Origin of the sequence: Limnobaculum xujianqingii, from assembly GCF_013394855.1 — a bacterium.
Taxonomy (GTDB): domain Bacteria; phylum Pseudomonadota; class Gammaproteobacteria; order Enterobacterales; family Enterobacteriaceae; genus Limnobaculum; species Limnobaculum xujianqingii.
Genome location: NZ_JABMLK010000001.1, coordinates 255904 through 270903, shown reverse-complemented (window position 1 = coordinate 270903; position 15000 = coordinate 255904). Strand labels below are relative to the sequence as shown.

General features: G+C 47.9%; 10 protein-coding genes. 5 read left to right on the top strand and 5 right to left on the bottom strand.

Translation table 11 applies throughout. The annotated features are described in order from the left end of the window. Positions 1-8: 8 nt before the first annotated feature. The gene (gene argC, locus GOL65_RS00880) at positions 9-1013 is read right to left on the bottom strand and encodes an N-acetyl-gamma-glutamyl-phosphate reductase (protein ID WP_140920543.1); all 1005 of its coding nucleotides are present in this window, start codon (positions 1011-1013) and stop codon (positions 9-11) included. Between the two features lie 174 nt (positions 1014-1187). Here argC and argE point away from each other — a divergent pair, with 174 nt between their 5' ends. Together argE and ppc are read left to right on the top strand one after the other, a co-directional pair. Further along, positions 1188-2342: an acetylornithine deacetylase gene (argE, locus tag GOL65_RS00875; RefSeq protein WP_140920542.1), complete on the top strand. Its 1155-nt coding sequence runs from the start codon at positions 1188-1190 to the stop codon at positions 2340-2342. Between the two features lie 231 nt (positions 2343-2573). Then, positions 2574-5210, top strand: coding sequence for a phosphoenolpyruvate carboxylase (ppc, locus tag GOL65_RS00870; RefSeq protein ID WP_140920541.1), 2637 nt, complete (start codon positions 2574-2576; stop codon positions 5208-5210). Positions 5211-5322: 112 nt separating this feature from the next. On the opposite strand, the gene metF is transcribed toward ppc, so the two are convergent. The 3 genes from metF to metB all read right to left on the bottom strand — a co-directional run bounded on the left by metF (position 5323) and on the right by metB (position 10158). Beyond that, positions 5323-6210, bottom strand: coding sequence for a methylenetetrahydrofolate reductase (metF, locus tag GOL65_RS00865; RefSeq protein WP_140920540.1), 888 nt, complete (start codon positions 6208-6210; stop codon positions 5323-5325). Between the two features lie 349 nt (positions 6211-6559). Beyond that, positions 6560-8995, bottom strand: a complete 2436-nt coding sequence (locus GOL65_RS00860; RefSeq protein ID WP_140920539.1) for a bifunctional aspartate kinase/homoserine dehydrogenase II — start codon at positions 8993-8995, stop codon at positions 6560-6562. Between the two features lie 2 nt (positions 8996-8997). Next, positions 8998-10158, bottom strand: a complete 1161-nt coding sequence (gene metB, locus GOL65_RS00855; RefSeq protein WP_140920538.1) for a cystathionine gamma-synthase — start codon at positions 10156-10158, stop codon at positions 8998-9000. A 251-nt stretch (positions 10159-10409) separates the two neighbouring features. On the opposite strand from metB, the gene metJ reads away from it, so the two are divergent. Continuing rightward, on the top strand, positions 10410-10727 hold the full coding sequence (gene metJ / locus GOL65_RS00850) for a met regulon transcriptional regulator MetJ (protein WP_130590057.1): 318 nt from the start codon (positions 10410-10412) through the stop codon (positions 10725-10727). A 203-nt stretch (positions 10728-10930) separates the two neighbouring features. Here the strand turns inward: metJ and rpmE are convergent, their stop codons facing one another. Beyond that, positions 10931-11146: a 50S ribosomal protein L31 gene (gene rpmE, locus GOL65_RS00845; protein WP_027273653.1), complete on the bottom strand. Its 216-nt coding sequence runs from the start codon at positions 11144-11146 to the stop codon at positions 10931-10933. 287 nt (positions 11147-11433) lie between these two features. Between rpmE and priA the strand changes: the two genes are divergently transcribed. After that, positions 11434-13629, top strand: coding sequence for a primosomal protein N' (gene priA / locus GOL65_RS00840; protein WP_140920537.1), 2196 nt, complete (start codon positions 11434-11436; stop codon positions 13627-13629). Positions 13630-13907: 278 nt separating this feature from the next. Continuing rightward, entirely contained in the window at positions 13908-14930 is a 1023-nt protein-coding gene (gene cytR / locus GOL65_RS00835; protein ID WP_140920536.1) for a DNA-binding transcriptional regulator CytR, read from the top strand. The last annotated feature ends 70 nt before the right edge of the window (positions 14931-15000 follow it).

The window sequence follows — 15000 nt, the reverse complement described above, 5'->3', positions numbered from 1 at the left end:
TCTTCTCCCTAGAGTAAGGACTGGGTTTCATTGAAGCCAAAGCGTAAATTCATACACTGTACGGCCTGAGCAGCGGCACCTTTAAGCAGATTATCCTCTGCCGACACCACGATAATATGTTGGCCATCAACGGCAAAACCGATATCACAAAACGGCTGGCCAATCACCGATTTTAGCGCTGGCATCCCTTTTTCATAGACCCGAACTAACGGTTTATTGTGATAAGCATTGTAAAATGCCGTCTTAATCTGCTCTTCATCAACACCCGGTTTTAAACGGCAGGTAATAGTTGCCAGAATCCCGCGAGGAAAATTACCAAGATGAGGAGTAAAAATCACCGGAATACCCAAGTGCGCAGCAATTTCTGGTTGATGGCGATGCGTAAACACGCCATAAGGCTGCAGGCTAACTTCACAAAAACTGGTAGTCATACTGGCCTTACGTCCTGCTCCACTAACGCCGCTAACGGCATTGATCACTGGCCATTGCTGCTCATCCAGTAGTCCTGCTTCAACCAATGGCTTAAGCGCCAGTTGTGATGCCGTAGGATAGCAACCAGCAACCGCCACCAGTTGCGCCTGCTTAAGCTTTTCTGTTTGCCATTCCGCCAGACCGTAAACCGCCTTTTTCAGCCAGTCACCGTGTTGATGGGTAAAACCGTAATAACGCGTATAAAACTCAGGTGAATCAACCCGAAAAGCACCCGATAAATCAAACACCACGCAACCCGCAGCTAAAAATTGTGGCGCAAGATCGTGGCTGACTTCATGTGCTGTCGCCAGAAACACCACATCGACGCCTTTTGCCGCTTCGGCTACATTGGTTAGTGGTTGCAGCGGCAAATCCACCAGTCCTTTCAACTGAGGATGCAGATCTGAAAATATTTTTCCCGCATCAGCACTCTGCGCTGATACCATCAATCCTTTGATATTGATCTCAGGATGACGACGTAAGTACGCTGCCAGTTCTGCACCGGTATAACCACTTGCGCCGACGATAAGTGTCTCAAGCATAAAATAGACCTGTTTAGTTGCGTACAAGGTTTGGAAACAACGGTACGCTTACGGTAATGTGGAAGAATATTGCTTAAGGTACGAAATTCTGTTCCCTTAGACAATCCCTTATTGTATTTTTATGCAAAATAAATGAATTTATATTGAATTAACCCGCAAAACAGGCCGTGAATTGTGAATAAAACATTACCCTCTTTTATCGAGTTGTACAGTAAGTTGATTGCCACGCCAAGCATTAGTGCTACCGATGCGGCGTTGGATCAGAGCAATGAGACACTGATTAACCTGCTGGCAGAATGGTTCAGTACGCTGGGTTTTAAGGTTGAAGTACAACCGGTTCCTGATACTCGCAATAAATTTAATCTATTGGCATCGCTGGGAGCGGGGCCTGGTGGACTACTACTTACCGGTCATACGGATACCGTACCCTTTGATGACGGACGCTGGACCCGCGATCCTTTCACCCTGACCGAACATGACAACAAGCTGTATGGTTTGGGAACCGCAGATATGAAAGGCTTTTTTGCCTTTATTCTTGATGCATTAAGAGATATCGACAGTAGCAAACTGACTAAACCGTTGTATGTACTGGCTACTGCGGATGAAGAGACCTCAATGGCGGGAGCCCGTTATTTCTCCTCCACCAGCCATCTGAAACCTGATTGTGCCATTATTGGCGAGCCCACATCACTTCAGCCAGTACGAGCCCATAAAGGCCATATCGCAGAAGCTATCCGTATTACTGGTCAGTCCGGCCACTCCAGCGATCCATCCCGTGGCGTGAACGCGATTGAGCTGATGCATGATGCTATCGGTCATTTGATGGTTCTGAGAGATTCACTAAAAGAGCGTTATCATCATGATGCTTTTGCTATTCCATATCCAACCATGAACTTTGGTCATATTCACGGTGGCGATGCTCCAAACCGTATCTGCGCCTGTTGTGAACTGCATATGGATATTCGTCCATTACCGGGTCTTACTCTGAATGATTTAGATGAACTGGTGCATCAGGCACTGGAGCCGGTTAGTAGCCGTTGGCCGGGCCGTGTAGCTATTGAGCACCTGCACAGCCCTATCCCCGGTTATGAATGTGCCGCCGATAATGCGCTGGTACAAGTTGTAGAGAAACTGGTAGGCACACCGGCTGAGGTCGTTAATTACTGTACCGAAGCACCTTTCCTGCAGCAAATGTGCCCGACACTGGTGCTTGGACCCGGCTCTATCGATCAGGCCCATCAACCGGATGAATTCCTTGCCACCTCTTTCATTCAACCAACCCGTCAGCTTTTGACCCAGGTTATTCACCACTTCTGCGCAGAAAAATAAGACGCACCGTTCTTACACACCACCCCGGCTTATCCGGGGTGGTTAATTTCTTGTATGGTACGAAAGTAGATTTTTTTGTTGAAATTTTCCGGTTATAAGAAATGCTTAAAGGATTCAACAAAACTATGTACATACCCAAATTGTGTGATACAACTCTAACTTTAGTACCCATAAAAATAACGTGACAACACAACATCATCTTCATATTTTGATTAACCCGGCAGGAGACCTATGAACGAACAATATTCCGCGATGCGAAGTAATGTCAGTATGCTTGGCACCCTTCTAGGCGATACCATTAAAGACGCTTTAGGTGAAGAAATCCTTGATCGGGTGGAAAGCATTCGTAAGCTGTCAAAATCGTCCCGCGCCGGTAATGAGACTAACCGTCAGGCGTTACTCTCTACGCTGCAAAACCTGTCTAACGACCAGTTACTGCCCGTTGCCAGAGCGTTTAACCAGTTTCTCAACTTTGCCAATACTGCCGAGCAGTATCACAGCATTTCCTCTCGCGGTGAGGCAGCAAATAACCCGGCAGTATTCGCTGATTTATTCAATAAATTAAGACAGCAAAACATTACTGATGAAGCGGTAAGTAAAGCCGTTGACCAGCTTTCTATTGAGCTGGTACTCACCGCGCACCCAACAGAAATTGCGCGCCGCACCATGATCCATAAGCTGATTGAAGTGAATAACTGTCTGAGCCAGTTAGACCACAACGATTTGGCCGATTATGAGCGGGATCAGATAATGCGCCGTCTGCGCCAGTTGGTTGCTCAGTCATGGCATACCGATGAAATCCGTAAGATCCGCCCAACTCCGGTTGATGAAGCCAAATGGGGCTTTGCCGTAGTAGAAAATAGCCTGTGGGAAGGCGTACCTGCGTTTATGCGCGAGTTTAACGATCAGCTGGTTGATGCTCTTGGCTATAACTTGCCGGTTGAAGCCGTTCCGGTGCGTTTTACTTCCTGGATGGGAGGTGACCGCGATGGTAACCCAAACGTTACCGCTAAAATTACCGAACACGTGATGATTTACGGCCGCTGGAAAGCGGCAGAACTGTTTCTGAAAGATGTTCAGGTACTGGTTTCTGAGCTATCCATGTCTGACTGTACTCCGGAGCTACGGGCCATGGCCGGTGGCGATGAAGTTCAGGAACCCTATCGTGAGCTGATGAAGAAATTACGTACCCAGTTAATGAGTACTCACAGTTACCTGAGCGCCCGCCTGAACGGTGAACGCGTCAACTGCCCGGATGATATGCTGGTTGATAATCAACAGCTTTGGGAGCCGCTCTACGCTTGTTATCAGTCACTGCAAGCCTGCGGCATGGGTATTATTGCCAATGGGCAATTGCTGGATACTCTGCGTCGCATTGGCTGCTTTGGCCTGCCGTTGGTCCGTATTGATATTCGTCAGGAAAGCACTCGCCATAGTGATGTTCTGGCTGAGCTCACCAAATATCTTGAGTTAGGCGATTACGACCAGTGGACGGAAAAAGAGAAGCAGCAATTCCTGATTAGTGAATTGCAGTCGAAAAGACCGCTGTTCCCACGCGACTGGCAGCCAAGTGCTGACACTCAGGAAGTGCTTGATACCTGTAAAGTCGTGGCTAAAGCCCCGCAGGGTTCTATTGCCGCTTATGTTATCTCCATGGCTCGAACACCGTCAGACGTTCTGGCAGTACATCTGTTGCTAAAAGAGATGGGATGCACCTTCGCCCTGCCGGTCTGCCCACTGTTCGAAACGCTGGAAGACTTGAATAACGCTAATGACGTGATGACCCAGTTACTGAATATCGACTGGTATCGCAATTTTATTGGCGATAAGCAGATGATCATGATTGGCTACTCCGACTCATCGAAAGATGCTGGCGTATTGGCTGCCTCATGGGCGCAATATTATGCTCAGGAAGCACTGATCAAAACCTGTGAACAGGCAGGTGTAGACTTAACGTTATTCCACGGCCGTGGGGGTACTATCGGCCGCGGTGGTGCTCCGGCTCACGATGCGCTACTGTCTCAGCCTCCGGGCTCATTAAAAGGCGGACTGCGTGTTACGGAACAGGGAGAAATGATCCGCTTTAAGTTTGGTCTACCGGAGATTACGGTAGCCAGCCTGGCAAGCTATGCCAGTGCAATCCTTGAAGCCAATCTGCTGCCACCGCCAAATCCTAAGCAAGAATGGCGCGACATTATGGATGAACTGTCCGAGTTCTCCTGTAAAGAGTATCGCGATATCGTACGTGAAGAGCCGGACTTTGTTCCTTACTTCCGCGCTGCCACGCCTGAACTGGAATTAAGTAAGCTGCCTCTGGGCTCCCGACCAGCGAAACGTAAGCCTAATGGTGGGGTAGAAAGCTTGCGGGCTATTCCATGGATTTTCGCCTGGACCCAAAACCGTCTGATGTTGCCAGCCTGGTTGGGTGCTGGTGCGGCATTACAACATGCAATTAAAAACGGTAAACAACAGCAGTTGGCGGAAATGTATCGCGACTGGCCGTTCTTCAATACCCGTATCAATATGTTGGAGATGGTTTACGCTAAAGCTGACCTGTGGCTGGCCGAATATTACGATCAGCGTCTGGTGGATAAAAAACTTTGGACGCTGGGTAGTAAGTTACGTAGCCAGTTGGCGGAAGATATCAGTGTTATTCTTAAGCTGTCTAACGATCAGAAGCTGATGGAAAAACTACCGTGGATTGCTGAGTCCATTGCCCTGCGTAACGTCTATACCGACCCATTAAACGTACTGCAGGCCGAGTTGCTTTACCGTTCTCGCCAGCAAGAGACTCCGGATCCAAGAGTAGAACAGGCGCTGATGGTTACTATTGCTGGTATTGCGGCAGGGATGAGAAATACCGGATAAAAAAACAGGCAGTAACTATAAATAGTTCTGCCTGATGCAGGTTTCGACTGTTAGTTATGACAGTCGAAACCTGAATAACATATTAATAAAAATATCTTAATATTCTGCTCAGTTATGCGGGCCTTACTCCCAACGTATGACAAATCGCATAGCTCAGCTCAGCCCGGTTAAGAGTATAAAAATGGAAATCTTTCACTCCTTCACGACTCAAAATCTTCACCATATCCATAGCAATAGAAGCGCCGACAAATTTACGGGTTTCAGGGTCATCATCTAATCCGGCAAACATTTGGCTCATCCACTGTGGAACACGTACGTTAGTCATGGTGGCAAAGCGCTGTAGCTGTTTAAAATTGGATACCGGTAAAATCCCCGGCACGATTTCCACATCAATGCCTGTTGCTACACAGCGGTCGCGAAAACGCAGGTAACTTTCTACATCAAAAAAGAATTGGGTAATTGCCCGGTTAGCACCGGCATCAATTTTCTTTTTCAGATTAATTAAATCAGCCTGCGCGCTTTTAGCTTCAGGATGCACTTCCGGATAGGCCGCCACAGAAATATCAAAATCACCGACGCTTTTCAGCAGTTCTACCAGATCGGCAGCATACATATTAGGTTTACCACCGCCGGCAGGTAAGTCGCCGCGTAATGCCACAATGCTGCGAATTCCACTATCCCAGTAATCTTTAGCGATTTCTCTTAGCTGCTCTGGTGTGGCATCAATACAGGTAAGATGAGGTGCTGCATCCAGACCCGTTTTGTCTTTAATGCCTTTAATGATGCTGTGGGTTCGGTCACGCTCACCGGAGTTTGCCCCATAGGTCACAGAAACAAACTTAGGCTTTAAATTCTTCAGGCGATCGATGGATTGCCAAAGGGTCTGCTCCATTTCCACATTGCTTGGCGGAAAGAATTCAAAAGAGACGTTAATCTGGCCATTAATCTCTGCTAGGCTCTGATTCAGCGCTTCCCTCTGGTTAGCATGAAAAAAACTCATATTCTGTCCACCCTGTTTGTCTTTTCTGATTTGCCTGATTTGTAGTTATACTTCTGAACGTTTAGACGTCTAAACATCTAAATAAGATGACGTAAGTGATGAGTTCTGTCAACAGGTAATTTGAAAATTAATGGGGAATAAGAAATACGAACGGAGAGAGTAAGGCTCAGACGTGAATAACAGTAAAAATTGAGTTGATAATAAACGTATCTATTTCAGCTTTAGTGGACATTCCGGCCGTAAAAACAAAGTGCTCAAATCGTCTTTGTGCCCGGCCGGAAGGACCATACTCTTAACATTAGAGTACGTCGGGCATAGCCCGACGATTAACTATTTTCAAACAAAATCACTATAGCAATTTCGCCAGTCTGTTTAAGTCTGACTGGATTGCTCCGGCGGTGACGTCCCGTCCGGCGCCTGGTCCACGGATAATCAATGGATTATCACGGTACCAACGGCTTTCAATGGCGAACAGGTTATCGCACGGTAACAGAGAAGCCAGAGGGTGATCGTCCCTTACTGCTTCTACACCCACCCGGGCTTTGCCATTGGCGTCGTAGCGAGCCACATAGCGCAGAACCAATCCCATCTCTCTGGCAGCTTCTAAGCGCTCCAGCATCTGGTGGTTTAATGCTTCGGCATTCTCAAAGAAGTTATCAACCGAGCCATTTTCCGCGCCTTCAGCTACCAGTGACTCAACCCGAACCTGATCCGGTTCAATATCATAGCCCGCTTCACGCGCCAGAATCACCAGTTTGCGCATCACATCCTGACCCGAGAGGTCAACACGCGGATCTGGTTCTGTCAGCCCTTGTTGCCATGCTTGTTCCACCAGCTCAGAGAACGGAATTGAGCCGTCAAACTGCAGGAATAACCAGGAGAGCGTACCGGAGAAAATTCCACTCAGGGAGAGAATGGTATCGCCACTGTCGCGTAAATCTCTCACCGTATAGTTAATCGGTAATCCGGCACCTACAGTGGCGTTATACAGCCAGTGGCGACCGGTTTTAGCGAAAGCATCCCGAATCTGACGATATTCATTTCCGGATGAAGCGCCGGCCAGTTTGTTTGCGCTAATAACGTGGAATCCATAGCTGGCGAAATCCAGATACTTACCCGCTAACTCTTCGCTGGCAGTAATATCAAGAATCACCAGATCGTCAAACGGATGGTCTCGCATCCAACTGACTAATGCATTGTCATCCATCGTTTGGGCTTCATCATTAAAGAATGCCAATACTCTACTGGCATCCAACCCTTGATAATCGAGTACACTGCGGCTGCTATCAACTACCCCTGCCAGAATAAATTCGAATCCGGTACGGGCTGAAATATTCTTTTGTTCACGGGCAAACAGCTCTAACCAGCGGGAACCGATATTGCCCTTACCGCACAGCACCAGTCCAATACACTTCTCTGCCCGGAACAGGCTGGCGTGCAATCCCTGAATCAGATGCTCAGTTGGCCCAACGCGCAATACAGCCACCAGACTGATGTCGTCTTCCGCATGCCAGATAAACTCCACCGGCTGATCTTTAAGCTGCTGGTAGAAACGATGACTGTGCAGCGGATTCTTACATACTCCTGCTCCCACCAACGCAACTAATGCCAGCCCTTCCCGTAGTTGCAGGCGACCCGGTAGTCTGGCGTCATCCAGAATTTGCAGTACGCTATTAACCACTTCGGAGGTATAGCACAGCTGAAGCAGATTGCGATCGTAGTGAACACCGGTTGCCAGCGGCTTAACCTGAACCCGATTCAGAATACGTTCTACTTCTTTTTGAATTTGAGAGAAATCGTGCTGGGCTTCAACCTGTATTTCAATCAGGCAAACATCATCATGACTGGTGACAATTCTGGCGCCAGTACCGGATGCCAGAACCCGTTCAATGCGGGTAGAACCCTGCTCTGGCTGATAACTACAACGCAATTGCAGATCGATATCACTGCCGGAGACCGGTTGTAAAGTACGGGCATGCAGCACCGGAGCCGCCAGACGCGCCAACTCACTGGCTTCATCTAAACGTAGCAGCGGTAACAGACAGGCATCTTTCACTTTACGTGGGTCAGCACTGTATACCCCAGCCACATCACTCCAGATAGTCACGCGGACTACCCCTGCCAGTGCACCAATCTGAGTAGCAGAATAGTCACTGCCGTTACGCCCCAGCAATACCGTTTCTCCAGCTTCATTACGGGAAATAAAACCGGTGACCACCAAACGCTTATTCGGATATTGAGTCAGTAGTTGTTGTAACAGCGGATAAGATCGACCTTCGTCTACCTGCGGCTGAGCAGAGCGCTCTGCTCTTAGAAAATCACGTGCGTCCAGCCATTCTGACGCCATACCTTGCTGGTTCAATAGCGCAGCCATCAAACGTGCCGACCAGATTTCACCATGGCCCACCACTTCGGCATAGACGGCATCGGATATCGCGCCATCCAGCAATGCAGCTAGTCGTTCAAGATCCTGAATAAAAACTTTAACTAACTCAGCGGCCTGTTGCTCCGGCAGCAGACCATTAATCAGCTCGCTCTGGTAACGACGCAATTCTTGCTGCACCTGATGAGAGGCAATGCGATCGGTCTGGCTAAGTTGCAACCATTTAATCAGTTGGTTGGTGGTGCTACCCGCAGCGGACACTACCATCATGTCCCCTTCGCGGCTGTATTCTGCCATTATCCCGGCCACTCGCAGATAACATTTGCTATCTGCCAGGCTACTTCCGCCAAACTTATGCAACTGACGATTTGCAGGAAGCCCGGAAGCTCCTAATGTAGTCATACTTACCTCTTCGCTGACGCCTGGAAAGCCTGTTCCAGATCGGCAATTAAATCTTCACTGTCTTCGATTCCAACAGATATACGCAATAACCTGTCTGATATTCCTGCAGCTTTACGAGCTTCAGCTGCCATCCCCGCGTGAGTCATCGTCGCCGCATGGGAAATTAAACTTTCAACACCGCCTAACGATTCTGCCAGTGTAAACAGTTCCAACGCAGCAAGGAACTGTCGCATCGCCTGTTCATCACCATCAAACTCAAAACTCAACATGGCACCAAAACCCGACTGCTGTTTACGGGCAATTTCATGACCCGGATTTCCTGGCAAGGAAGGATGATACAACGTTTTTACCTGAGGTTGCTGCTGTAAATAAGCGATCACCGCCTGTGCATTTTGCTGCTGCTGTTTCATCCGCGGCCCTAAGGTACGCAACCCGCGTAATAGCAGATAACTGTCAAAAGCCGCACCGGTAACACCAATATTATTTGCCCACCAGGCCAGATCTGTACCCAATGCTTCATCTTTACAGATAACTACCCCAGCCACCACATCAGAATGGCCGTTGAGATATTTAGTACAGGAGTGCAGAACAATATCAGCCCCCAGAGTAAGAGGTTGCTGCAATATAGGGCTCAGAAACGTATTGTCTACCACCGCAAGGGCTCCAGCCTGATGCGCAGCCTGACAAACTTTAGCGATATCGACAACCCGCAACAGTGGATTGCTTGGTGACTCAATTAACACCAGCTTAGGCTTTTGCGCCAGAGCAGCAGCCAGTGCCTGCTCATCCCCCTGATCCACAAACAGTACCCGATAGGCTCCCCGACGTGCCTGACTGTCAAACAGACGATAGCTTCCACCGTAGCAATCATGCGGTGCAACCAGTAAGTCATCCGGCGTTAATAATGCCGTACACACCAGATGAATGGCTGACATTCCGCTGCTGGTCAATACCGCACTGCTTCCACCTTCCAGTTCCGCCAATGCTGACTGAACCACATCGCGAGTTGGATTACCGCGACGAGAATAATCATGTGCCCGGGGTTGATTAAAATCGATAAAATTATAAGTGCTGGAAAGATGAATCGGGGGAACAACACAGCCATACTGCTCATCTGAATTGAGCCCGCCCCTCACTGCAATAGTTGCCTGTTTGCGTTTCACTGAATCACTCCGGGAAAAACCATAAAGTATGATGAATAAGATAATGCTTTAGATTATAGACGTCAATACATCTGGACATCTAAACTTCTTGCCGTGTAGATTGAGGAATCGCAAAATATCCGTTAAAATTGTCAGGTATAATCTTTTAATGCACTCGTGAGCCATGCCAGAAGCCAGCTCATGAGCAGGTAAAGTTAGTTCACAATGGACCAACTTTAAAGTTTCAGCTTTCTATATGATTAAGGTGCCCCATGGCTGAGTGGAACGGCGAATATGTCAGCCCCTATGCTGAACATGGCAAAAAGAGCGAACAGGTCAAGAAGATCACGGTATCCATCCCGTTGAAAGTATTAAAAATACTAACGGATGAACGTACCCGCCGTCAGATTAATAACCTGAGACATGCCACCAATAGCGAATTACTTTGTGAAGCGTTTCTTCATGCATTTACCGGACAACCTCTGCCTAATGATGAAGATTTACGTAAAGAACGCAGCGATGAAATTCCGGAAGCGGCAAAAATATTGATGCGCGAAAAGGGTATCGATCCGGACAGTTGGGATTATTAACTCCAATTATCCTGCCATTGCATGAGTAAAACGATCGCTGACGATTGAAGATAATTAATTACCCGCACTATCGGGTAATGGATATTTTTACCGGGTAGGTATTACCAACAGCAATAATTCAATCTGCCGTGGTAAACAGAAAAACAAAATATTCAGATACAAAAAAGGCGCCCAAGGCGCCTTTTTCTTTCAGCTCAGTAAAATTACTTAGAGCCGCCAACCATGTTGAAACGCTTGTTGAAGCGGTCTACACGGCCACCGGTAGCAACATCACGCTGCTTACCAGTATAGAACGGGTGGCATTCGCCGCACACGTCCAGGTTCAGATCGTGACCCACAGTTGAGTGAGTTTTGATTACGTTACCGCAAGAACAAGTTGCAGTAATTTCTTTGTATTCTGGGTGGATACCTTGTTTCATGATGAACCTCTCTAATGTCGTGTCGCTATACGGTCACTATTGCCGTACACCACACGAAGTAAAAAAATAGTTGAGTGGTTTAATTCAGGCACTGAAAATTCGTGTACTGAATCAAAGGTTGCGTATTATACAGATCTAATATTCACCACGCAAGCAGCCAACCATTCATCTATTCATCACACTCTGTCGCCTGTGGTATGCTGCTGCATCCCATAAGATTTTAATTCCGCTTTGGCTATTTTTTGTTTACTCAAAGCCCGTTAACTGAGATTTGGACTACCTGCATAATGAGCGTTGTGAATGTCGTTTTACCGGTGCCACTGGATCGTTCGTTTGATTATCTCCTGCCACCGGGAGAACAAGCGATTATCGGAGCCAGAGTCAGCGTGCCATTTGGCAAGCGGGAAGCCATCGGTATTATTATCGGCACCAGCGAGCAAAGCGAATTCCCACTCTCACAATTAAAAACCATTAATCACCTGATTGATGACCAGTCGTTATTTACACCATCCTTATGGAAAACTCTGCTTTGGGCTTCCGGCTACTATCAGTTTCCGCTGGGAGAAGTCCTGTTTCATGCTTTACCCGTTTTACTGCGTCAGGGAAAGCCTGCGCAGGAGCCGCCTATCTGGCAGTGGCAGCTCACTGAAGAAGGGCAAATAACCGATCCGGTTACCTTAAAACGTGCACCAAAACAGCAACAGGCGCTGGCTGCTCTGCGTAAAGCCAATATCTATCGTCACCAAATCAGTACGCTGGATTTAAACGAAGCCGCTTTTCAGGCACTAAAAAACAAAGGGTTAGCTCAGTTAGAAGCGCTCTATCCGGCAGCCACTCGCTGGCAGGATGATTTTAAAATTAATGGTGAACGCCTCAGACTGAATACCGAGCAGGCAACCGCTATCGGCGCCATTCGTAGTGATGACCAACAGTTTGGCGTCTGGTTGCTGGAGGGGATTACCGGTTCTGGCAAGACGGAAGTGTACCTGAGCGTACTGGAAAATATTCTGTCCGAAGGACGACAGGCGCTGGTTTTAGTACCTGAAATTGGTTTAACACCTCAAACTATTGCCCGCTTTCGCGAACGCTTTACCGCACCGGTTGATGTGGTTCACTCGGGCCTGAATGACAGTGAGCGCCTTGCAGTTTGGTTGCGGGCACGGCGGGGAGAAACCGCCATCGTGATTGGTACTCGTTCAGCCCTGTTTACGCCGTTTAAACATCTGGGAGTTATCGTTATCGATGAAGAACACGACAGCTCCTATAAGCAGCAGGAAGGATGGCGTTACCATGCCCGTGATTTAGCCATTCTTCATGCCCGCGAAGAAAACATTCCGGTGATACTCGGTTCGGCAACTCCGGCAATAGAAAGTCTGCATAATGCCCAAAGCGGTAAGTATCACCATTTGCGTCTAACTCTGCGTGCTGGTCATGCTAAACCGGCAACCCAATATATTCTTGACCTGAAAGGCCAGCCGCTAACCGCCGGGTTGGCTCCCGCAATGCTCAAACGAATGAAAGAGCATTTGCAGGCAAATAATCAGGTGATTCTGTTTCTTAACCGACGAGGCTATGCCCCGGCTTTGTTATGTCATGAATGTGGATGGATAGCAGAATGTAGCCGCTGTGAGCGTTACTACACGCTGCATCAGAATCAGCGCATGCTGCGCTGCCACCACTGTGACAGCCAACGTCCGGTTCCTTATCAATGCCCTAAATGCGGTTCGACCCACTTGGTGCCGGTTGGTGTGGGAACAGAACAGTTGGATAACGAACTAGCTCGCCTGTTTCCGGATACGCCAATCACTCGTGTCGATCGGGACACTACCAGTCGTAAAGGCTCGCTGGAGCAACACCTTGCGGATATTCATCAGGGTGGCGCTCGTATTCTGATTGGTACACAGATGCTGGCAAAAGGTCACCACTTCCCGGATGTCACACTGGTTGGCCTGATCGATGTGGATGGCGCACTATTCTCTGCCGATTTCCGCGCCGCTGAACGCTTTGCTCAGCTGTACACTCAGGTTTCTGGTCGTGCGGGCCGTGCAGGTAAACAGGGGGAAGTGTTACTACAAACTCACCATCCGGAACATCCTCTGTTACAAACCTTGCTGCATCAAGGCTATGATGCCTTTGCTAAACAGGCAATTGAAGAGCGCAAAAGCGTCTTCTTACCTCCGTTTACCTTCCATGCCCTGTTTCGTGCCGAAGATCATGATAACCAGCAGGCATCGCAATTTTTACAGCAACTGAAAGAACTGTTGGAAAACGTCAGAGCCAGCGACGGTTCACTGTGGATTCTTGGCCCTGTCCCTGCGTTACAGGCTAAACGCGGCGGTCGTTTCCGCTGGCAATTGTTGATCCAGCACCCCTCTCGCGGTCGTTTGCAGCAAATTTTACACGCACTGAGATTACAAATAGCCGCAATGCCACAGGCAAAAAAAGTGAAATGGACGCTCGATATTGATCCAATAGAAGGTTAGAGATCACATTATTGAGAACTGGCTCTAAAAAGTTGATTCACAGCATACAATTCAGTAACGGAATAGCATAAAACTGTTGCCAGAAATAATGAGTCCCAACTATTTATTCATTGAAACAGACAAGTTAATAACAGGCCATTGGCCTGCGTTCAGGCAGGGGTACGCTACTGCGCTTCATTCAATATTCCTCCTGAAAACAAAAGAATAAATATCAGGGAGAATAACAGGCTATATCCTATATATGCATAGGGCATATTGCCATTGGGAGGATCCCCTCTTTGGAACAAAATAAACACCCGGCTCAGGTGACCATGAAAGATGTCGCCGATTTGGCTGGCGTATCAACAGCCACCGTCTCCAGGGCATTGATGATGCCGGAAAAGGTCTCCTGGCAAACCAAGGACAGAATAGAAAAAGCCATTAAACAAACGGGATATATTCCTTATGCTCTAACCAAAGGTCAGAAACAGGGAGAGTCCAAAATATTGCTGGCGATGGCGCTGGATATCACTGACCCTTTTTTTACCGATGTAATGCAAGGCATTCAACAGACCGCGGCTGATTATGGCTATATCGTTCTGTTTCTGGATAATCGCCAGCAACCCATCGAAACCATTTCCCTGCCAACGATATTGCAACTGGTTAATGGTGTTATTCTGTTGGGAGCCAATTTTCCGTTTGAAAGACATGACGAAGCCAATCACCCACTCCCCCCAATGGTGATGGCCAATGAATATCTGCCGGAGCTAAAATTACCCACCATCCATATTGATAATCTGACTGCTGCATTTAATGCAGTGCATTACTTGCAACGATTGGGACACCGTCGTATTGCCTGTATTTCGGGTCCGGATCATTTACACCTTAGCCACTACCGTCAACAGGGTTATGTTCAGGCATTACAGCGAAGTGGAATTGCAGTAGAAAAGAGTTACATCACCTCTGGCCCTCTAAGTTTTGAAACCGGAGCTGAGGCACTCTCTCAGTTAATGGCATTACCTCAACCGCCCAGTGCTATATTCTGCCACAGCGATATTGTGGCAATTGGCGCTATTTCTCAGGCAAAAAAGATGGGAATCCGTATTCCGGAGCAGCTGTCTATCGTTGGATTTGATGATATTGCTCTGGCACAATATGTCGATCCGCCGTTAACCACCGTTGCACAACCCCGGTATAAAATTGGCCGACAGGCAGTGCTGATGCTGCTTGAGCTACTACAAGGGAGTGGAACCAAAGGGGGATCTGTCTTGCTTGACAGTGAATTGATTGTTCGCGCCAGTACCGCGAAACCACACAACTAGCCAAAGTACCACATATTACGTACTATAACGGTTCTCTTTTAATCTGTTTTTTAAAAACAAACGTAGTGAA